This window comes from Dyella terrae (assembly GCF_022394535.1).
GTDB lineage: Bacteria > Pseudomonadota > Gammaproteobacteria > Xanthomonadales > Rhodanobacteraceae > Dyella.
Map to the genome: position 1 here is coordinate 1920964 of NZ_CP089414.1, position 19508 is coordinate 1940471.

At 64.2% G+C, this 19508-nt stretch carries 21 protein-coding genes; 19 read left to right on the forward strand and 2 right to left on the reverse strand.

Going from position 1 to position 19508, the window contains the following annotated elements; translation table 11 throughout:
- The first annotated feature begins 28 nt into the window (after positions 1-28).
- From DYST_RS08035 to DYST_RS08105, 15 genes are all read left to right on the forward strand, one after another.
- The gene (locus DYST_RS08035) at positions 29-973 is read left to right on the forward strand and encodes an OmpA family protein (RefSeq protein ID WP_239951192.1); all 945 of its coding nucleotides are present in this window, start codon (positions 29-31) and stop codon (positions 971-973) included.
- Positions 974-975: 2 nt separating this feature from the next.
- Positions 976-1761, forward strand: a complete 786-nt coding sequence (locus DYST_RS08040; RefSeq protein WP_239951194.1) for a hypothetical protein — start codon at positions 976-978, stop codon at positions 1759-1761.
- Between the two features lie 61 nt (positions 1762-1822).
- Positions 1823-2722 carry a hydroxymethylglutaryl-CoA lyase gene (locus DYST_RS08045; RefSeq protein WP_239951197.1) on the forward strand — a complete coding sequence of 300 codons (900 nt, stop codon included), beginning with the start codon at positions 1823-1825 and terminating at the stop codon, positions 2720-2722.
- 163 nt (positions 2723-2885) lie between these two features.
- Entirely contained in the window at positions 2886-4145 is a 1260-nt protein-coding gene (locus DYST_RS08050; RefSeq protein ID WP_239951198.1) for a sensor histidine kinase, read from the forward strand.
- Entirely contained in the window at positions 4142-4906 is a 765-nt protein-coding gene (locus DYST_RS08055; protein WP_102302438.1) for a LytR/AlgR family response regulator transcription factor, read from the forward strand. Before DYST_RS08050 ends, DYST_RS08055 begins: the two co-directional genes overlap by 4 nt.
- A 36-nt stretch (positions 4907-4942) precedes the next feature.
- Positions 4943-5317: a hypothetical protein gene (locus DYST_RS08060; protein ID WP_102302439.1), complete on the forward strand. Its 375-nt coding sequence runs from the start codon at positions 4943-4945 to the stop codon at positions 5315-5317.
- Positions 5318-5359: 42 nt separating this feature from the next.
- Positions 5360-6679, forward strand: a complete 1320-nt coding sequence (locus DYST_RS08065; protein ID WP_239951199.1) for a metal-dependent hydrolase family protein — start codon at positions 5360-5362, stop codon at positions 6677-6679.
- Positions 6676-7161, forward strand: a complete 486-nt coding sequence (locus DYST_RS08070) for a GNAT family N-acetyltransferase (RefSeq protein WP_239951200.1) — start codon at positions 6676-6678, stop codon at positions 7159-7161. The genes DYST_RS08065 and DYST_RS08070 overlap by 4 nt, the downstream gene beginning before the upstream one ends.
- Before the next feature lie 252 nt (positions 7162-7413).
- Positions 7414-8007, forward strand: a complete 594-nt coding sequence (locus DYST_RS08075) for a YdeI/OmpD-associated family protein (RefSeq protein ID WP_239951201.1) — start codon at positions 7414-7416, stop codon at positions 8005-8007.
- A complete protein-coding gene (locus DYST_RS08080; protein ID WP_239951202.1) occupies positions 8007-8474 on the forward strand; it encodes a GNAT family N-acetyltransferase in 468 nt (155 codons plus the stop codon). Before DYST_RS08075 ends, DYST_RS08080 begins: the two co-directional genes overlap by 1 nt.
- Positions 8471-9046 carry a GNAT family N-acetyltransferase gene (locus DYST_RS08085; protein WP_239951203.1) on the forward strand — a complete coding sequence of 192 codons (576 nt, stop codon included), beginning with the start codon at positions 8471-8473 and terminating at the stop codon, positions 9044-9046. The genes DYST_RS08080 and DYST_RS08085 overlap by 4 nt, the downstream gene beginning before the upstream one ends.
- Positions 9047-9133: 87 nt before the next feature.
- Positions 9134-9895 carry an SDR family NAD(P)-dependent oxidoreductase gene (locus tag DYST_RS08090; RefSeq protein WP_102302445.1) on the forward strand — a complete coding sequence of 254 codons (762 nt, stop codon included), beginning with the start codon at positions 9134-9136 and terminating at the stop codon, positions 9893-9895.
- A gap of 90 nt (positions 9896-9985) precedes the next feature.
- A complete protein-coding gene (efpL, locus tag DYST_RS08095; RefSeq protein WP_102302446.1) occupies positions 9986-10549 on the forward strand; it encodes an elongation factor P-like protein EfpL in 564 nt (187 codons plus the stop codon).
- Positions 10550-10709: 160 nt separating this feature from the next.
- Entirely contained in the window at positions 10710-11468 is a 759-nt protein-coding gene (locus DYST_RS08100; protein WP_102302604.1) for an N-acetylmuramoyl-L-alanine amidase, read from the forward strand.
- Positions 11469-11544: 76 nt separating this feature from the next.
- Positions 11545-13629, forward strand: coding sequence for an FUSC family protein (locus DYST_RS08105; RefSeq protein ID WP_239951204.1), 2085 nt, complete (start codon positions 11545-11547; stop codon positions 13627-13629).
- A 57-nt stretch (positions 13630-13686) separates the two neighbouring features.
- On the opposite strand, the gene DYST_RS08110 is transcribed toward DYST_RS08105, so the two are convergent.
- On the reverse strand, positions 13687-14061 hold the full coding sequence (locus DYST_RS08110) for a YciI family protein (protein ID WP_102302605.1): 375 nt from the start codon (positions 14059-14061) through the stop codon (positions 13687-13689).
- A 224-nt stretch (positions 14062-14285) separates the two neighbouring features.
- On the opposite strand from DYST_RS08110, the gene DYST_RS08115 reads away from it, so the two are divergent.
- From DYST_RS08115 to kynU, 3 genes are read left to right on the forward strand one after another with little or no spacing between them, the layout of a single operon-like run.
- Positions 14286-15317 carry an amidohydrolase family protein gene (locus DYST_RS08115; RefSeq protein ID WP_239951206.1) on the forward strand — a complete coding sequence of 344 codons (1032 nt, stop codon included), beginning with the start codon at positions 14286-14288 and terminating at the stop codon, positions 15315-15317.
- Positions 15314-15820 carry a hypothetical protein gene (locus DYST_RS08120; RefSeq protein WP_239951208.1) on the forward strand — a complete coding sequence of 169 codons (507 nt, stop codon included), beginning with the start codon at positions 15314-15316 and terminating at the stop codon, positions 15818-15820. Before DYST_RS08115 ends, DYST_RS08120 begins: the two co-directional genes overlap by 4 nt.
- 56 nt (positions 15821-15876) lie before the next feature.
- A complete protein-coding gene (gene kynU / locus DYST_RS08125) occupies positions 15877-17157 on the forward strand; it encodes a kynureninase (protein ID WP_239951209.1) in 1281 nt (426 codons plus the stop codon).
- Here kynU and DYST_RS08130 read toward each other — a convergent pair whose 3' ends face one another.
- Positions 17158-18417, reverse strand: a complete 1260-nt coding sequence (locus DYST_RS08130) for an MFS transporter (RefSeq protein ID WP_239951211.1) — start codon at positions 18415-18417, stop codon at positions 17158-17160.
- Positions 18418-18536: 119 nt separating this feature from the next.
- Between DYST_RS08130 and DYST_RS08135 the strand changes: the two genes are divergently transcribed.
- A complete protein-coding gene (locus DYST_RS08135; protein WP_239951212.1) occupies positions 18537-19442 on the forward strand; it encodes a LysR family transcriptional regulator in 906 nt (301 codons plus the stop codon).
- Positions 19443-19508 lie beyond the last annotated feature (66 nt).

Here is a 19508-nt window from a genome sequence, read left to right on the forward strand (position 1 = left end):
GGCAGTCCCACTTCAAGGAAGACCCACGATGTTGCGCACGACCCTTCTGCTCGGCCTGCTTCTTGCCACCACCACCTTCGCCAGTCACGCAGAAGACGTGACAGGCAGCAAGGACCATCCCCTGCTGAGCCGCTTCACCGGCGCCGAGATCAAGAGCTACAAGCAGTCCGACTACGACGAAGCAGAGCTACCCAACGCACCTATCACGACGAAAGACGGCAAGATGATGCCGCTCGAAGGTCGCGTCACGCGCATCGGCTATCGCATCGATGGCAGCCGCTCGCTGCTGGAAATCAGCCGCAACTACGAGCAGGCCCTCGCCGCCGGCAAGTTCCAGACCGTGTACAGCTGCAAGGGTCCGGCGTGTGGCGCCGAGTTCAGTAACGTCGTCGTGATTTCGGGCCGCGTCATGCCGGTGGCGTTTCCCTCCTCGTTCAACGACAAGCAACGCGCCGTGCTGGCCAAGCGCAGCGGCCCCGACGGCGATACGTGGGCCTTCATCTACCTGATGGACGACACCGATTCCAACAAGGCCAACTACGTCTACGAGGAAATCGTCGAACCCAAACCCATGGCGACGGGCCAGGTGAAAGTACTCGATGCCAAGAGCATGCAGAACGCCCTGAACAGTGACGGCAAGGTCGCGCTCTACGGCATCTACTTCGACACCGACAAGGCCGACGTCAAACCCGAGTCGAAGCCCGAGCTGACGGAGATGGGGAAGCTGCTCAACGACAATCCCAAGCTCAAGGTGTACATCGTCGGCCACACCGACAACCAGGGACAGTTCGCGCACAACCTTGATCTAGCCCAGCATCGCGCCGACGCAGTGGCCAAGACACTGGCCGCCGACTACAAGGTGCCGGCCGCACGCATGGCGGCCAAGAGCGTCGCCTCACTGGCACCCGTCGCCAGCAATACCGACGACGCCGGCCGCGCCAACAATCGCCGGGTGGAACTGGTCGTCCAGTAATTTTGTTCCAGCGCCGCGGGCAAACCGCGACGTTCTTTCAGCACAGCAAGGAATGCACCATGCGTAAGACACTCGGCTCGCCGCTGTTGCGGCGGCTTCCGGCGCTATTGGCCTTTACCCTGCTGGTTGCCGCATGCGGCAAGCCGACAGACGACCACGCCACGGCAGCCAGCCCGCCGGCGGACACCCAGGGATCGGCCGATGCCTCAAACGCCAACGAGCTTGCCGAATCCACCGCCAAGTGCGAAAGCAATCCGCTAACCAAGGCGATGCCATCCAAGTCCGTCGTCGGCGACTTGCCCTTCTGGTATTGGCACTGCACGTTCAACGCTCTTAGCGCCGTTTACGGTACGGATGGCGGTAAGCAAGTGGAAATCATGCTCACCGACACGCGCCCGCCCGAGCTCGACAAAGAATCGGGGATCACGGCGGAGACGTTCAAGCAAGCCGCCGACGGAACGCGATCCTTGACACAACTCAGCGTGCAGAATTACGTAGAAACCCGCAAATTGATGGAACAGCAACCGTCAATGGTGGAAGTCATTGGCGGTCCGGACTATATGCCGATCATTGAAACCGGTCCTGCGGGCGAACCGATCGTCATCTATGTCGGCGCCAAGATCAGTCCCAGTGAAGATGCCGTGTCGGCGCTGCTCAAGGACCGTTACGTTCTCGCGGTGCAGGCCAGAGACAAGGACGGCCGATCGGCCACTGGCATGACCGCCCCCCAGGCGCAGGCGCTGTACGATCCTTACCTCAAGCAGATGCACCTGGACGTGCTTCAGTAAGGGCACGGAGGCGGGCCGTTGCGCCCGCCTTCCGCCGCACGAACGCGCTATGCTCGGCGGCATGAATACCAGCAACCATGTCCGCATCGTCGAAGTCGGTGCACGCGACGGCCTGCAGAACGAGAAAACCCTGCTGCCCGCCAACGTGAAGATCGCGTTGATCGATCGCCTTTCCAGCACCGGTCTGAAAACCATCGAAGCCACCAGCTTCGTCAGTCCCAAGTGGGTGCCGCAACTGGCGGACGCCGCCGAGGTGTTCCAAGGTATCCGCAAGGTGCCCGGCGTGAGCTACCCCGTACTGGTACCCAACGAGCAAGGCTACGAACGCGCACGCGCGGTTGGCGTCACCGAGATCGCTGTGTTCACTGCGGCGTCGGAAGCCTTCAATCAAAAGAATATCAACGCGTCGATCGACGAGTCGATCGAACGCTTCCTCCCAGTGATGAAGCGCGCACAGCAAGACGGCGTGAAAGTGCGCGGTTACGTCTCCACCGTGCTGGGTTGCCCGTACCAGGGCGAAGTCCCCGTGAGCGACGTGGTGCGCGTGGCGCGCCGCCTGCACGAGGTCGGCTGCTACGAAGTGTCGCTCGGCGACACCATTGGCGTCGGCACGCCGGCCAAGGCGCGCGCCATGCTCAAGGCCGTGGCCGCGGAAGTGCCCATGTCTGCGCTCGCCGTGCATTTCCACGACACCTACGGGCAGGCGCTGGCCAATATCCTCGCTTGTCTTGAGGAAGGCGTGCGCGTGGTGGACAGCTCCGTATCCGGTACGGGCGGTTGCCCGTACGCCAAGGGCGCCACCGGCAACGTCGCCAGCGAGGACGTGGTCTACATGCTGCACGGGCTGGGCATGGAAACCGGCATCGACCTGGATATCCTGGTCGCCACCGGCGCCTGGCTAGCCGGCCAGTTGCACAAGGAAACGGCCAGCCGGGTAACGCGCGCGCTCACAGCCGCCTGAACCACCCGGCGCGGGTACTCCCCGCGCCCTCCCCTGTCCGTATTCACTCCCACCCGGGGCCGCTTCGTCGCCCCGGGCGTGTTTTCGTCGAAAAGCGCGGGCGGGCGCCGACCGGGCTGGTTATTCTTCAGCGCATCCCATCCAAACCAAGGATGCTGTCGTAATGAAGAGCTTTATGTTCGTGGCACGCCTCGTCGTGTTCTGGTTCTTCGTGTTGCTGTTCGCGGCATTGCTGCTCGCCAACAGCCCGATGTTCCGTTATCGCGACACGGCGCCAATGTTCGTGCTGGTGATCTTCATCGCCCTGCTCATGGTGGTGACCACTGCTGTCACGCATCTGCGTCGCGTGCGTCTGATCGCCGGCCACCTCGACGACAGCACGATGGGCAATCGTCAGCGCCGCCAGATTGAGATTCCCTTCGAAGCGGGCGAGGCATTCGATCTGCTCGACGCAGCCATCCGCGAACTGCCGCGCACGGAAGACGTGGAAAGCGCTCGCGACAGCCTGCAGATCCGCGCCAAGGTGCAGCGCCCCAAGCCCTACGGCGCGCACAACCCGTTGGGACGGCTCGATCCGTCCAAGTGGTTCGGCCATCTGCGCAACCAGATCTTCGCCACCGTCACACCTGGCGACGGCATCGGCAGCGTCACGCTGATCTGTGAACCCGAGGCCGGCGCGTGGAGCGACTGGTTCCGCGTGGATGATGGCACCAACCTGGAAAATGCCGAAGGCATCACCCGTGCTATCACGCGCCGCATTGCCGAAAAACGCCGCAACGAGCAGATGCGTGCCCGCCAGACGGAGAACGAGAAAGAGCGCACGGTGGCGCGTCTCAACCTGCTGCACGCACAGGTGGAACCGCACTTTCTCTACAACACGCTGGCCAGCGCGCAGTACCTGACGCGCACCGATCCGCAGCAGGCAGACCACATGCTGGGCCACCTGATCCACTACCTGCGCCACTCCCTGCCCCAACGCGACGATGCCTTGTCCACGCTCGGCGACGAACTGGAACGCACACGCGCTTACCTTGAGATCATGCGACTGCGCATGGGCCCCCGCCTTTCGCTGCAGATCGACGTGCCTGACACACTGCGTGCCATCGCCATCCCGCCGATGATGCTGCAGACGTTGGTGGAGAACGCGATCAAGCATGGCCTGGAGCCCAAGCCCGGCGGCGGCAGCGTGTGGATCCTGGCGCGCCGCGACGACGATGCGATCGCCATCACCGTGGCGGACGACGGCCGCGGCTTCAACGAAGCGGGTGGCGGCACCGGCATCGGCCTGAAGAACGTGCGCGAACGGCTGCGCCTGATCTACGGTGCCGATGCATCGCTCTCCGTCGTGAGCAACGCACCGGAAGGTGTGGCCGCCACGATCACCGTGCCCCTGCGCACCGACACCCCGGATAACGCGTCGTGACCACTGCCATCCTTGCCGAAGACGAAGTTCTGCTGCGCACGGCCCTGCGTGATCTGCTCGCCCGTGTCTGGCCGGAGCTGCAGATCGTCGCCGAGTGCGAAGACGGCGCGAGTGCATTGGAGGCCATCGATGCGCAGCACCCGGACATCGCCTTCCTCGACATCCGCATGCCCGGGCTCAGCGGATTGGAAGTCGCTGCCGCCGCGGCGGAAGCCAGTCCGCAGACGCAAGTGGTGTTCACCACTGCCTACGACCAGTACGCCATTGATGCCTTTGAGCGAGGGGCGGTGGATTACCTGCTCAAGCCGATCACCGAAACGCGGCTTACCGCCACCATGCAACGCCTGCAGTCACGGGCGGCGCCCAAGGCCGCCGAGGCAGCCCAGCTCTCCCAATTGCTGCGTGACGTGATGCTTCATTCCGGCTCGCGCACCGAACCACTCACCTGGATCACCGCCAGCAATGGCCGCGAAACGCGACTGATCATGGTGGACGACGTGGCGTATTTCCGCGCCGACAACAAGTACACCGTCGCCATGACGGCCGAGGGCGAGGCGCTGCTGCGCAAGCCCATCCGTGAACTGGCCGCCATGCTCGATCCCTCGGTGTTCAAGCAGATCCACCGCTCCACCATCGTCAACCTGCGCGCAGTCGCTTCGGTGGTCCGCGACGACACGGGCAAAGGCACGCTGCGCCTGAAACAGCGACCCGAGACGCTGGTAGTGAGCCAACCCTTCATGACGTTGTTCCGAAACATGTAGGCGGCCATACGCTGCCCAGAATCACGAGAGGTCACCATGGAAAAGTTGATTCTTCTGTTCTATCTGTTGTTGTCGCTTACCGGCTGCGAGCCGACGCGCAACGTCGACACGCATGAGGTCGTCAACGGCATCGATCTGATCGACAGCAAGATCCAGATCACCGGTGAACTGGCTACGTTCCGCTGTGTTCGCAGCGACAGCGGCCAATGCCACTACATGGTGCTGCCCGGCTCGTGCGGCACCCGCCAGGTGAACTGCAAGTCACCCATTACTGTCTTCTCCATGCGCCAGGGCGATACGCTGTTGCTCACACGCCTGCCCGAAGACTTTGCCAGTTGCGTCACCACCACGCAGGTCAACCCCAATGCCTGCGCCCGCCAGCTCGCCAGTGCGGCTCCCGCTACGCCTTGAGCACGCCCTACAATCGGGCGTATCGACGACGGGGAGTACGCGATGCGCTGGACACGGGGCAAGACTTGGGCGGGACTGCTGGCAGCGTTGGCCATCACCAGTGTCACCGCCGCGACCGCCGTACCGCCCAAGGGCGACATCCTGCTGGTACCTGACCGCGTCTGGACCGCCGACGGCGACGGCGCACACGCTGGATGGGGCGTGTTGGTGCATGACGGTGCGATCACCGCCGTAGGTCCCGTCGACACGCTCAAGACACCCGCCGGCGCGCAACGGATCGCCCTACCCGGCAGCACGCTCACGCCGGGCTTGGTCGACCTGCATTCGCACGTGTTCCTGCACCCGTACAACGAAACGCTGTGGAACGATCAGGTACTGAAGGAGCCGCAGGACTACCGCACACTGGAAGCCGCAGCGCATGCGCGCGCCACCCTGCTTGCCGGCTTCACCACCCTGCGGGACCTCGGCACCGAAGGTGCCGGCTACGCCGACGTGTCGGTCAAGCGCGCTATCGATGAAGGCATGATTCCCGGGCCACGCATGTTCGTCGCCACCCGAGCTATCGTGGCAACCGCCAGCTACGGTCCCGGACCGCGCGGTTTCCGTCCCGACATCGATCTGCCCAGCGGCGCGCAGGAAATCAGCGGCGTGGATGAAGCCATCCGCGCCACGCGCGAACAGGCCGGCCACGGTGCGGACTGGATCAAGCTGTACGCCGACTATCGCGTCGGCGTGGACGGCAGTACGCAACCCACGCTGTCGCTGGCAGAAATGAAAGCCATCGTCGATACGGCGCATCTCTCCGGCCGCCCCGTGGCGGCACATGCTTCCAGCGACGAAGGCGTGCGTCTCGCGGTGGAGGCCGGCGTGGACAGTATCGAACATGGTTATGGGGCGAGCGAGGCGACCTTCCGCCTGCTCAAACAGCACGGCACGGCTTACGAGCCCACGCTGACGGCGGTGGAATCCACCGCGCAGTATTTCGAACACTACGTGCCTGGTCAGAGTGAACCCACAGCACGCATGAAGGAAGCCGAGCGCGCCTTCCGCACGGCCCTCAAGCTTGGTGTCACCATCGGCAATGGCAGCGACGTGGGCGTGTTCACCCATGGTGACAACTGGCGCGAGCCCGCCAATATGGTGCGCGATGGCATGACGCCACCGCAGGCATTGCATGCCGCCACCGATGTAGCCGCACGCATCCTGCGCCAGCAGAATAGCTTCGGCCGCATCGCTCCCGGCCTGCGTGCCGACCTCGTCGCATTCGCCGGCGATCCCAGCGCACACATCGACGATCTTCAGCATCCCGTCTTCGTGATGAAGGACGGCACCATCTACCGCACACCGCAGGGCACGCCATGACTGACGTCCGCATCCGCCCCATCGAAGCACGCGACAACGCAGCTGTAGCCAACATCATCCGAGCCGTCATGCCGGAATTCGGCGCCGACGGCCCCGGCTTCGCCATCCACGACGCGGAGGTGGACGCCATGTACGAAGCCTATGCACGCCCACGCAGCGCGTACTTCGTGGTGGAGCGCGACGGCCGAGTGATCGGTGGTGGCGGCGTTGCGCCGTTGGAAGGCGGCGATACCGACGTATGCGAACTGCGCAAGATGTACTTCCTGCCCGAAGCGCGAGGCATTGGTGCAGGTGGCGCGATGATGTTGCGTTGTCTGGATGCCGCACGCGCACATGGCTTCCATCGCTGCTATCTGGAAACGCTCACCGGCATGGATGCGGCGCGCGAGCTCTATCTCCGCCATGGTTTTCGCGTCATCGATGCACCGATGGGCGGCACGGGGCATTTCAGCTGCGATCGGTTTTTTCTCCGCGAAATTTAAGAATGCTCTGATCCCTTCGGTGAAGTGTGGAATCTGCCTTCGCAAGCTCGTAGGGTGTGAGGTCTGGCGCCGCGCGAGCGGACTGTTCGGGTGTGTCGCGCATCGCGGTACAGGAGCACACGGATCTCTATGGCGAGACGTTTCCGCCCGAACGAAACACATGTTCCGCGGTCGCCAGTGCAGCACCCATCGAGGGGCCATGGAATAGCGCCCCTACTAGTGAAACGATCAGAGTAATCCCAGGAAATCACCATGGTCCGTGATCACCGCGTTGGCACTTACATCAAGGAAGCGCAGCCATTCGCCCAACCCATCCTCGAACATCTGCGTGACCTCGTGCACGAGGTGTGTCCCGAGGTTGAGGAGGACATCAAATGGAGCATGCCCTTTTTCAACTACAAGGGTTCGCCCATCTGTTCGATGGCGGCTTTCAAACAACACTGCTCCTTAGGCTTCTGGCGTTATAAGGACATCGTCGGCCGTAAAAACGTAGAAGGCACGAGTCAGTTCGGCAAACTGATGTCGCTGAAGGATCTGCCGCCCAGCGAAACCCTGGTGGCGTACATCCACAAAGCGATGGCACTTAACGAAGCGGGCGTGAAATCCAAACGCGCACGAGCCGCGGTCAAGCCCCCGCCGATGCTCCCCGAGGATGTAGCCGCCCTGCTCGCGAAGGAGGAACACAACGCCGCCCGCAAGACCTACGAAGCCTTTCCGCCTAGCGCACAACGCGATTACGTGGAGTGGATCAACGAGGCGAAGACCAACACCACGCGCACGAAACGCATCGCGACTACACTGGAGTGGCTGGCCGCTGGCAAGCGGCGCAACTGGAAATACGAGTAATGCAGAAAGCGCCCCGGCTGCATTTCGGAATCGACGATCCAGACGCGCCTGACGTCTCGCCGCTGATCCGTGAGCTGGACGGCTATCTCACTGAGCTTTACCCCACCGGAAACATACGCCCGGTGACTGCCGAAGCACTGAAAGCGCCCAACGTCACCTTTCTGACCGCGCGCATCGACGGTACGCCGGTGGCCTGCGGCGCACTCGTTCGGCATGACGGTTACGTGGAAGTAAAGCGCATGTACGTGCTGCCGGCCTGCCGCGGCCTGGGGCTGGGCAAGCAGCTACTGGACGCGCTGGAAGCGGAGATCGCTCGTGCCAGTGGCGGGTTGGTTCGCCTGGAAACCGGCACCACGCAGACGGAGGCGCTGGAACTCTACGAGCACGCTGGTTATCGTCGCTGTCCACCGTTCGGCGAACACCGCGCCAACCCGCGCAGCATCTGCATGGAGAAAGCCATCCAATGATCCGCATTGCCCATGGCGACGACGCTGCAGCCGTCCACGACATCTACACGCCGTCGGTACTGCACGGCGTGGAAACGTTCGAAACCGAGTTGCCGGGTGTCGACGCCATGCGCGAGCGCATCCTTACGCGCCTGCGTCAGTACCCGTGGATCGTCTGGGAGGAGAACGGCCGAGTGCTGGCCTACGCCTACGCCAGCCGATTCCGCGAGCGCGCTGCCTACGATTGGATCGCCGAAACATCCATCTACGTCCATCCCGATGCACGCCGTCGTGGTATCGCCCGCCGCCTTTACTACACGCTGCTCGATGCCATGCGGTTGCAGGGCATCAACCAGGCTGTCGGCGTGATCACCCTGCCCGGCCAGAGCAGCGTCGCCATGCACGAGGCGATGGGCTTCACACCGGCCGGCGTGTGGCGTAGCTCGGGCTACAAGCTCGACGCCTGGTGGGACGTGGGCGTGTGGCAATTGGAACTGCAAGCGCCGCAGAACCCACCCCTGCGCGTGGCGCCGTTCGCGGAACTGCGTGAGACTCAAGAGTGGGTTGCCTTGCTGCAGCGCGCAAACGCCTGACGCTCCGGGCCGCGCCTGCCTGTCGCCCGCGCGGCCCTGCCCCCTCCTCAGCTACCATTGGCTTTTTGGCATGTCCGAGGACGCTCCATGCAGCTCAATCAGGTCAAGGCGATCATTACCGGCGGCGCCTCCGGTCTCGGCCACGCGGTGGCCCAGTACCTTGTCGCCAATGGTGGCAAGGTGGCCCTGTTCGACGTGAACGAAGAGAAGGGCCAGGAAGCCGCCAAGGCGCTGAGTGGCCACTTCTTCCGCACGGACGTCACCTCCGAGGAAGGTGTCTCGACCAACGTCGCCGCCGCCAGTGCCGCCATGGGCGGCCTCAACGTAGTGGTGAACTGCGCCGGCATCCTGGGCGCGGGCCGCATGCTGGGCAAAGAAGGCCCGATGCCGCTCAACACCTTCGCCACCACGGTGATGGTGAACCTGGTGGGCAGCTTCAACGTCGCCAAGGCCGGCGCAGCGCTGATGCAGAACAACGAAGCCGGAGAAGACGGCGAGCGCGGCGTGATCATCAACACTGCCTCCGTGGCCGCGTTCGAAGGCCAGATCGGCCAGGCCGCCTACTCCGCATCCAAGGGTGGCGTGGTCGGCATGACGCTGCCGATGGCGCGCGAGTTGTCGCGCTTCGGCATCCGCGTGGTGACCATCGCCCCGGGCATCTTCTGGACGCCGATGGTGGATGGCATGCCGCCGCAGGTGCAGGAGTCGCTGTCCGCCGCCATCCCGTTCCCGTCGCGCCTGGGCAAGCCGGATGAGTACGCAACGACGGTGGGTTTCATCCTTGGCAACCGCTACATCAACGGTGAAACCATCCGCCTTGACGGCGCGGTGCGTCTGCAGCCGAAGTAACTCTTTCCAGCCGTCATCCCCACGCAGGGCCTCTGCTGGCATGCGCTGACATGACGACTACCAAACGACCCATCAAACGATCAAACATCCATGAAAGCTTCCGACGTCAAGAAAGGCAATGTGGTCGAACACGAAGGCACCGTCTACCAGGTGCGCGACATCGAACGCAGTTCGCCGACTGCGCGTGGCGGCAACGTCACCTTCCGCTTCACCATGTATTCGATCCCCGGCGGCCGCAAGTTCGACCTGAGCCTGCGCGCTGACGATGATCTCAAGGAAATGGATCTGGTCCGTCGCGAGGCCAACTTCTCGTACATGGATGGCGAAGTCTTCGTGTTCATGGACAAAGAGGACTACACCCAGTACCTGCTCTCGCCGGAACTGGTCGGCGACAACTCGGGCTACATCGTCGAGGACGTCGAGGGCTACTACGTGCAGCTTATCGACGATGCACCAGTGGGCCTGCAGGTGCCGACCAGCGTGACGCTGACCGTGGTCGATACCGCACCCGAACTGAAGGGCGCCAGCGCCACCAAGCGCACCAAGCCGGCCAAGCTCAACACCGGCGTCGAGATCCAGGTGCCCGAGTACATCACCAACGAAGAAAAAGTGTGGGTGAATACGCTGACGGGCGAGTTCGCCGGCCGCGCCTGATCGCCACGATCGATGCAACGACCAAAGCGCCGGGGTAACCCGGCGCTTTTTTATTCGCTTGACGACATGGCCCGGCTGGGGCACGTTCGCCTCTTCCCTTCCAGGATGGAATGCCGTGTCGCGCCCACACGCCCGCCGATTCGCTGTGCATCGTTGGCTGATGCCCCTATGCCTCGCGACGGTGCTTTCCGCCTGTGCGCCGACGCCGGTACGCAATCCCATCGCGCAGTGGGTGCCCTCACCCAACTACGATGCGCGCCGTCCGGTGCTGATCGTCATCCATTTCACCAACGAGCATTCCGCATCGCAGGCGCTGCATACCTTGCGCACGGCCAACAGCGGCGGCCCGGTGAGCGCGCATTATCTGGTCGGCGATGACGGCCACATTTACCAACTGGTCGAGGACAGCGCGCGCGCGTGGCATGCAGGCGCCGGTCGCTGGGGCACCATCACTGACGTGAACTCAGCGTCCATCGGCATCGAGCTGGACAACGACGGCGACTCGCCTTTTACCCAGGTGCAGATCGACAGTCTGCTGCGCCTGCTGGCCGACCTCACCGACCGCCTGCGTATTCCGCGCACGCAGATCATCGGCCACGAAGACCTCGCCCCCGGCCGCAAGGATGATCCCGGCCCGCGCTTCCCGTGGCAGCAACTGGCGCAGGCGGGCTTCGGCCTGTGGCCACAGGGGTCGCTGGTCGATCCGCCACTGGGGTTCGATCCGTGGGCGGCACTGGGGCTGATCGGCTACCCGTTGGATAACCGTACCGCCGCAGTGCATTCGTTCCATCACCACTTCCGCGGCATGGACGTAGGCGTAAGCGGCGACACACTGGACGCCCAGGATTTGCGCATCCTGTACGCGCTGTCACGACAGTTAGGTGCCGGTGGTGGCACCGCGGGCGTACCTGCCGGCTAAGAGCTATCGATTCGTCGCGTTTGCTTCAGGCTGACTGAGGCAAAATCTGTGCGTCACCAAGGAGCTTTGCCGCGCCATGTCTTCGACGGGTTATTCGCTGCGCGCCACAGTCGTCGACAGCCTGCTCACCACCAAGCGACCGGATGTGCCGGTGCGCGTGGTCGTGCGCAACACCGCGGCGGTTGTCCTGCCGCTGGCGATTGGCATCATGGCTGGCCACCCAGGCATCGGCCTTGGTATTGGCGCGGGTGCGTTGGACACCATGTTCTCCGACCAGCCGGGCCCTTATCGCCAACGCATGACGCGGCTGCTGCTCGCCTCGCTTGCTGCCGGACTGGCGTCACTGATCGGTTTTCTGATCGGCGACCAACTGATTCCTATCCTGATCGCCACCGCCGCCTTCGGCTTCTTCGGCGGCATGCTAGTGGTGTTCGGCGCCGACATGGCCCGCGTGGGCATGACCAGCATGATCCTGTTGGTGGTCACGGCCGCCACACCGCGACCATTCGGTGAGGCCCTGGGCGCATCCGCGTTGATCTTCGCTGGCGGATTGCTGCTTACGCTGTTTTCGGTAGCGGCATGGCCGCTGCAACGCTACCGTCCGGAGCGCCACGCACTGGCAGAGGTGTATCGCGGCCTATCGTCGCTCGCGCGGCAGCAGGAGCATGACGACGCCGACGTACCCGCGCTGACCGATGCCATGACCACGCTGCAACACACCCTGCTGGGACGCCACCATGCGCGCGGCCGCGCCATGGAGGCCTTCGGCGTGCTGTTGGAACTGGCCGAACGCATCCGCCTCGAACTCGTTGCCATGGCGGAGCTGCGTGCCAACCCGACCATCCACGCCATGTTCCGCGGGGACGCAGCGCGCGTGCTTGCCGCCATCGCGGATGCGCTGGAGGTAGCCGAGTCGCCACGACAGGCCGAGCACGCCTTGCAGACGTTGCAAGCCAGCGAGAACGCCCTGCTCGTTAATGGCGGCAATGCGGATGGCCTGGCCACACATATCCACGCGCTGTCGGGCCAGCTTGCCGCAGCCGTGCGTAATGCCAACTGGGCCGGCAGCCGTGGCGAATTGCGCGCCGCCGCCGCAGAAACACCGCTACCCGCTGCGCTGCGCAGCAGTTCGGCGCGCGCGACCCTACGTGCAAACCTGACGCCGCACTCGGTGGCTTTTCGCCACGCCATACGCACCGCCATCACGCTCTCGGCCACCCTGCTCGTCTCACGCGAACTCGGCCTACCCCATGGTTACTGGCTACCCATGACGGCAGCCATTGTGCTGCGCCCGGATTTTGCCGCGACCTTCAACTTCGGTCTGTTACGCGTGGTCGGCACGGTACTCGGCCTGGTGCTCACCACCGCACTGCTGCACTTCACACCGCACGACCCGTGGGCGCACCTCGCACTCATGGCGGTGCTCTGCATGGGTTTCCGCTATCTCGCCACAGCGCACTACGGCGTGGCGGTCGCGGCGCTCACCGGCACCGTGGTGATCCTGTTGTCGTTCGAGGGCGTGAACTCCAGCGATGCGGTACTGGACCGCGTGATCAACACCGCGCTGGGCAGCGGCATGGCCTTGCTGGCCTATGTGCTTTGGCCCACCTGGGAGCGTGCACGCGCGCGTGCGGCCCTCTCAGACATGCTCGATGCCTATGCCGATTACCTCAACGCACTCGCCCGCCCGGAACGTCGCGACGGTCGCCGTGAGGCACGCACCGCAGCCCGCACCGCACGCAGCAACGCGCAGGCATCGCTTGACCGCATGCGCGCGGAGCCGGGTACGCCAGCGCCATTACTGGAGCTGGCCAATGCGCTCTTCGCCAACGGCAACCGCCTCGCACGTACGGCGATGACGCTGGAAGCACTGATCGACGATCACCACAGCCTGCCGGAGACGGCGGAAATGTGTTCCTTCGTGGACCACGCCGCCGGCGCACTCCACGCCATCGCCAACGCCTTGCGCGCGCAGCGTGCGCCCGAACATCTACCCGATTTGCGCGGCCTGCAGCGCACCTTCGCGGCACTGCTGAACATGGCTGAAGACCGCCAGGCCGCTGAATTGCTCGCGCGCATCAGCGACCGACTGGTAGACAACGTGAACACGCTCGCGCACATCACGGGGCGCAGCCACAGCAAGTCCACGGCAACGGTGTAAGCCGGGCCTATCCTCTGTAGCGGCGCACTTGTACGCCGCTACGTTGGGAACGCTGCCTCAGGCTCCCACTCGACGGCGCACCGCATCGATATCCCGAATGGGCCATACGTCGATGCGCCCCGTGCGCGCCCACGGGAATTCCGAGGCGATGCGCAAGGCTTCGTCCATGTTCGCCGCCTCAATCACGTTGAAGCCGCCCAGGTATTCCTTCGCCTCGGCGAATGGGCCATCCATCACGCTCATTTTTTCGTCGCGCATGCGCAGCGACTTGATCTGACCAGGGGATTCGAGCTGCACCGAATCGAGCAGATGGCCCTGATCGCGCAGTTCATCGGCATGCTCGAAACAGCCGCGCATCATGGTGTCGAACTCGCCTGCCGGCAGGGCATCGAGCAGGGTGTCGTCGTTGTAGATCATGACCAGGAACTTCATGTTGCCTCCCACGGCAAGGGAACGCGATGGCACCCGCCATGATGACGGGAAATCCTTGCGCTTTGCATCTTCCAAATGGCGGTAGTTCACCCGTGCGCCGCACGTGCGGCGGTTCCGTCAGCGCTGTCGGAATCTCGCTTCCCCTGAGCGGGTGACCCTGAGCGCTCCCGATTACGCTGCACCGCGCCGAGACGGCGCCCCGGCCGTGGCATACACTCGGGAACATGCTCAAAATCGATACGCACGCCCATATCCTGCCCCGTGACTGGCCGAACCTTGCCGCCAAGTTCGGTGACGAGCGCTTTCCCGTGATGATCCACAACGACGGGCGCCATCGCATCTACAAAGATGGCAAGTTCTTCCGGGAGGTCTGGGACTCCGCCTTTGACCCGCAGCAGCGCATCGACGACTACGCCCGTTTCGGGGTGAGCGTGCAGGTGGTCTCCACCGTGCCGGTGCTGTTCTCCTACTGGGCGCCGGGCTATCAGGCGCTGGAGCTGCATCGCCACCTGAACGACCAGATGGCGCAGATCTGCAATGACTACCCGCGCCACTATGCCGGCATCGGCACCGTGCCGCTGCAATCGCCGGATCTGGCGATACGCGAGCTGGAGCGTTGCATCGACGAGCTAGGCCTGCAGGGCGTGCAGGTGGGCTCGCACTGCAACGACTGGAACCTCGACGCGCCGGAGCTGTTCCCCTTCTTCGAGGCCGCGGCCGACCTTGGCGCCGCGATCATGGTGCACCCGTGGGACATGATGGGTGCCGCCAGCATGCCCAAGTACTGGTTGCCCTGGCTGGTCGGCATGCCGGCCGAACAGGCGCGTGCAGGCTGCTGCCTGGTGTTCGGCGGCGTACTGGAGCGCCTGCCGAAGCTGCGCGTGATGCTGGCCCACGGCGGCGGTAGCTTCCCCTGGTCCATCGGCCGCATAGAGCACGGCTTCCGCATGCGCCCGGACCTGGTGGCCACCGACAACCCGCGCAACCCGCGCGAGTACCTCAAGCGCCTGTATTTCGACTCCTGCGTGCACGACCCGCAGGCCCTGCGCTACCTTCTGGATGTGACCGGGGTCGAGCGCGTGATGCTGGGGACCGACTATCCTTTCCCGCTGGGGGAACAGCATCCGGGCAGTGGTATCGAGTCACTCGAACTCGGTCACGCTGACTGCGCGCAACTCTTCCACGGCACCGCCCTGGAATGGCTGGGGCTGCCGTTGCACCGATTCCAACCCCACGCCCAACAGGAAACGGCATGAGCTTCTTCCGCAATACGGTTATCGCCAGCCTCCTGGTGCTCAGTGGAGCCGCACAGGCTTCCGACGTCAGCATGGCGGGCGGCAGTGTCACCTTCAGCACGCCCGACCAGTGGATGGGCATCATGGAAACCGAAGGCGACCCGGAAGTGCGCGTGTTCCAGGTGCCCGACCCGTCGCCCAACGGCAACAACAGCCTTGCCCGCATTTCCGTCACGGTGAAGCAGGTGAACGACAACGGCGAGTTCCAGCAATACGTCGCTGGCGCCATGGGCAAGGCCAAAGCCCTTACCGGCTATCAGGCAGCCACCGGCGGCGCGGCGGACAACTTCGTCTACACCGCGCAGGAAAATGGCGCGCAGTACAGCTACAGCGAGCGGTACTGGTTCAAGAACAACCATGCCATCCAGTTGCGTTGCGTGCGACCGGCGCAAAGCCAAGCTGGCGCCGCATGGCAAAACGCGTTCGACAAAGGCTGCAGCGATATCGCCGCACGCCTGAAGTAAGCCGCTCATTCGCGTCGTGCCGCCATCGGCACGACGCTTCTGCAAGAGACTCCCCGATGTCCGCTCCCTTCGAAGCCACCCTCGCCTGGGCGCAGGCCCAGGATGCCGCCGATCCGCTGCGCAGTTTTCGCGACGAATTCCTGATTCCTCCGCACGAAGGCCACGACAGCCACTACTTCTGCGGCAACTCGCTGGGCTTGCAGCCACGCGCCGTGCGCGACGCACTGAGCGCCGAGCTGGACGACTGGGCCGGGCTGGCGGTGGAAGGCCACTTCAAGGGCCGTCTGCCGTGGATGAACTACCACGAGTTTGTGCGCGATGACCTCGCCGCTGTGGTGGGCGCACAGCCGTCCGAAGTGGTCGCGATGAATACGCTGGGCGCAAACCTGCACCTGATGATGGTCAGCTTCTATCGTCCCACGCAGGAACGCCACGCCATTCTGATCGAAGCGGGTTCGTTCCCAACCGACCGCTACGCAGTGGAGTCGCAAGTGCGCTTCCATGGCTACGACCCAGCTACGTCTCTGATCGAACTTCAAGGTGACGAAGCGAACGGCACGATATCCATGGAAGCCATCGAGCGCGTACTGGCCGAGCACGGCTCGCGCATCGCCCTGGTGATGCTGCCGGGCGTGCAGTACCGCACGGGTCAGGCCTTCGACCTCGCGGCCATCACGCGCTTGGCCAATCGCCATGGGTGCATGGTGGGCTTTGACCTGGCGCATGCGGTGGGCAACCTGCCACTGCAGTTGCACGACACCGGCGCGGACTTTGCCATCTGGTGCAGCTACAAGTACCTCAACAGCGGCCCGGGTGCTGTCGGCGGCGCCTTCGTGCATGAGCGCCACGCGCGCACCACGCTGCCGCGTTTCGCGGGCTGGTGGGGCCACGACAAGACCACACGTTTCCAGATGGGGCCGCAGTTCGTGCCGACCTATGGCGCGGATGGCTGGCAGCTCAGCAACCCGCCCATCCTCGCGTTGGCACCGCTGCGCGTGTCGCTGGAGATCTTCCGTCGCGCCGGCATGTCGAATCTGCGCGAGAAATCGGTGCGCCTTACCGGCTATCTGGAATGGCTGGTGCAGACGCAGTTGAGTGATGTGCTGGAAGTAGTGACACCACGCGACCCCGCACGCCGTGGTTCGCAGCTTTCCATCCGCGTGCAGGGTGGCCGCGCGCGCGGCCGCGCCCTGTTCGAATACCTGATGGAGCAAGGCATTGTCGGCGACTGGCGCGAGCCGGACGTGATCCGCATTTCGCCAACGCCGCTGTACAACCGCTTTGCCGATTGCGTGGCGTTTGTCGAAGCCACGCGACGCTGGGCGCAGCAGGGATGATCAGACGGCGCGGCTGATGCCGCGCCGTGCCAACGCATCGCCCACAAAAGCCAGCGCACACAGGCCGAGGCCGACCACGCACACGCCCGTCCAGCCGGCGATGGCCCACGCACTGCCGGCGGCCACGGCGCCCGCGCCACCGCCGATAAAAAACACGCCGACGAAAAGGCCATTCAGACGGCTGCGTGCTGCCGGATCGAGCATGTTGACGGCACGCCGCCCCAGTGTCTGGTCACCGACGGCACCTGCATCCAGCACGATGGCCGCCACCACCAGCAGGCCCAGCGCCAGCCGCGGATGGCTGGAAACATCCAGCCCCAGCCATCCCGCGCCGGCCACGCCCGCCAGTACAAAACCAGCCGTAGCCACCACATGGGCAATGGGCATGCCGACCACGCTGTAGCCACGATCACCCGCCTTACCCGCCAACGGTGCGACCACCGTGCCGGCCACACCGGCCAGGGCAAACCAGGCGAGGTTGTGACTGTCCAGCAGAAATGGCGCTTGCACCAAGCGCAACGCGATCCCCGTCCAGAACGTACTGAACGCCGCCATAAGGATTGCCGCAGACACCGCATACCGGCGCAACACCCGCTCGTTACGCCAGAGTGACCACATGGACGCGATCAACCCGCGGTACGAGGTATGTACGGGCGGCTGCCGTGTTGGCAAGGCAAACCACAAGGCGACGGCGAGCAGTGCATCGAAGACGCTCAACAGGCCGTAACACGCGCGCCAACCCCACGTGCCTTCAATCAGGCTGGCGAACGGACGCGACAACAGAATGCCGAGCATCACACCGCTCATCACGTTGCCCACCGCACTGCCGCGATGTTCCGGCCTCGCCATGGCCGCCGCCAGCGGCACAAGTATCTGGATGGCGCACGACGTCGTGCCCGCCACGCACACCGCGAGCAACAGCCACCATGCCTGCTGCGCCACTGCCGCCGCACCCAGAGCCAGTGCGCAAGCCACCAGCGTGACCGTGGTGAGGCGGCGATTCTCGAACAGGTCGGCAAGCGGCACGAGGAACAACATGCCCACCGCGTAACCCAACTGCGGAAGCATGGCCACGAGACCGGTCAGCGAGGCCGGTAGGTGCATGGCGCGGGCCACGGGGCCAGCGAGCGGCTGCGCGGCCGTCAGGTTGATGATGATGACGCCTACCGCAAACGCGAACAGCAGCGTCAGCGGCGTGGTGAGTTCCGTTTGCACGTCATCCGCAGCGATTTCGATACGGCGATGGGAGCGATATTCCATGACCTGAGGCCTTGCCATTCATCAGGCTATGGATGCTAAATACAGTCAGATCATGATGACAGTGAATAATATTCATAAACTTCATGCGTATTTAGCATAATGAAAGAGACTATCCACGCATGAATACGCGAGACGTCAGGGCTTTCGTCGCCGTCGTGGACACGGGCTCCATCGTGCAGGCCGCAGCCCAGTTGCACCTTACCCAGCCTGGTGTGACACGCCGGGTACAGAGCCTGGAGGCCCTGCTGGGCATCGAGCTGCTGAACCGCCAATCCAAGCCACTGCGCCCCACCGCGGCAGGGCTGGAGATCTACCGGAAAGGCCGCGATCTACTGGACGCGGAAGCGAGCCTGCTCGCGCTCGCCCGCACCGACACGGAACCCACCGGAGAGTTTCGGCTAGGCATGCCCCCGTATCTCGCCGAGCGCGCCCTGGCCGGGCCCATCGACCAGCTCCGCCTGCGCTTCCCCGGTCTTACTTTGCGCATTCACTCGTCCTGGTCGCCTGGGCTGATGGAACAGGTTGAGCAAGGGCAATTGGACGTTTCCGCGGTACTGCTGTCGGAAAGCTCGCCACCACCACAGGCCATGACCGCTCACGCCTTCGACCGCCAGCCAATACGCATCGTGGCGGCACCCTCGCTCGGCTTGCGCGGCCGCGTGTCGCTCAAAGACCTTTCCGCATTCCCGTGGGTGCTCAGCCAGAACGGATGCGGCATGCGCTCCACGCTTCGACGAACCATGGAAGAGCGCGGCCTGCCCTGCAACGTCGGCGTCGAAGCCTTCGGCTCGGACCTGCAACTGTCACTCGTCGCGCGTGGCACCGGCATCGGCATTGTCACCCCTGACCTGTTGGCCGCCAGTCCGTATCGCAAGCAGGTCAAGGTACTCGCCGTCACCGACTTCCAACTGGACATGATCGCCTGGCTGATTCACCGCGCCTTGCCGCCTCGCCTGGAAGTACCTGTGGCACTCCTGCTGGAACAACTCAGGCTGCTAACGTCGCAACGGCCACGGCCCCGCTGAACCAGTGACCGGGACGTCTGGCCGTCCGTTTAACCACCGGCGGGATGGTTAGTAGCTTTGCCATCA

Bases quoted from the DNA above. Each gene is read 5' to 3' on its own strand.
- DYST_RS08035 (WP_239951192.1), top strand. From the start codon at position 29: ATGTTGCGCACGACCCTTCTGCTCGGCCTGCTTCTTGCCACCACCACC.
- DYST_RS08045 (WP_239951197.1), top strand. From the start codon at position 1,823: ATGAATACCAGCAACCATGTCCGCATCGTCGAAGTCGGTGCACGCGAC.
- DYST_RS08050 (WP_239951198.1), top strand. From the start codon at position 2,886: ATGAAGAGCTTTATGTTCGTGGCACGCCTCGTCGTGTTCTGGTTCTTC.
- DYST_RS08060 (WP_102302439.1), top strand. From the start codon at position 4,943: ATGGAAAAGTTGATTCTTCTGTTCTATCTGTTGTTGTCGCTTACCGGC.
- DYST_RS08065 (WP_239951199.1), top strand. From the start codon at position 5,360: ATGCGCTGGACACGGGGCAAGACTTGGGCGGGACTGCTGGCAGCGTTG.
- DYST_RS08070 (WP_239951200.1), top strand. From the start codon at position 6,676: ATGACTGACGTCCGCATCCGCCCCATCGAAGCACGCGACAACGCAGCT.
- DYST_RS08075 (WP_239951201.1), top strand. From the start codon at position 7,414: ATGGTCCGTGATCACCGCGTTGGCACTTACATCAAGGAAGCGCAGCCA.
- DYST_RS08080 (WP_239951202.1), top strand. From the start codon at position 8,007: ATGCAGAAAGCGCCCCGGCTGCATTTCGGAATCGACGATCCAGACGCG.
- DYST_RS08085 (WP_239951203.1), top strand. From the start codon at position 8,471: ATGATCCGCATTGCCCATGGCGACGACGCTGCAGCCGTCCACGACATC.
- DYST_RS08090 (WP_102302445.1), top strand. From the start codon at position 9,134: ATGCAGCTCAATCAGGTCAAGGCGATCATTACCGGCGGCGCCTCCGGT.
- efpL (WP_102302446.1), top strand. From the start codon at position 9,986: ATGAAAGCTTCCGACGTCAAGAAAGGCAATGTGGTCGAACACGAAGGC.
- DYST_RS08100 (WP_102302604.1), top strand. From the start codon at position 10,710: ATGCCCCTATGCCTCGCGACGGTGCTTTCCGCCTGTGCGCCGACGCCG.
- DYST_RS08105 (WP_239951204.1), top strand. From the start codon at position 11,545: ATGTCTTCGACGGGTTATTCGCTGCGCGCCACAGTCGTCGACAGCCTG.
- DYST_RS08110 (WP_102302605.1), bottom strand. From the start codon at position 14,061: ATGAAGTTCCTGGTCATGATCTACAACGACGACACCCTGCTCGATGCC.
- DYST_RS08115 (WP_239951206.1), top strand. From the start codon at position 14,286: ATGCTCAAAATCGATACGCACGCCCATATCCTGCCCCGTGACTGGCCG.
- DYST_RS08120 (WP_239951208.1), top strand. From the start codon at position 15,314: ATGAGCTTCTTCCGCAATACGGTTATCGCCAGCCTCCTGGTGCTCAGT.
- kynU (WP_239951209.1), top strand. From the start codon at position 15,877: ATGTCCGCTCCCTTCGAAGCCACCCTCGCCTGGGCGCAGGCCCAGGAT.
- DYST_RS08130 (WP_239951211.1), bottom strand. From the start codon at position 18,417: ATGGAATATCGCTCCCATCGCCGTATCGAAATCGCTGCGGATGACGTG.
- DYST_RS08135 (WP_239951212.1), top strand. From the start codon at position 18,537: ATGAATACGCGAGACGTCAGGGCTTTCGTCGCCGTCGTGGACACGGGC.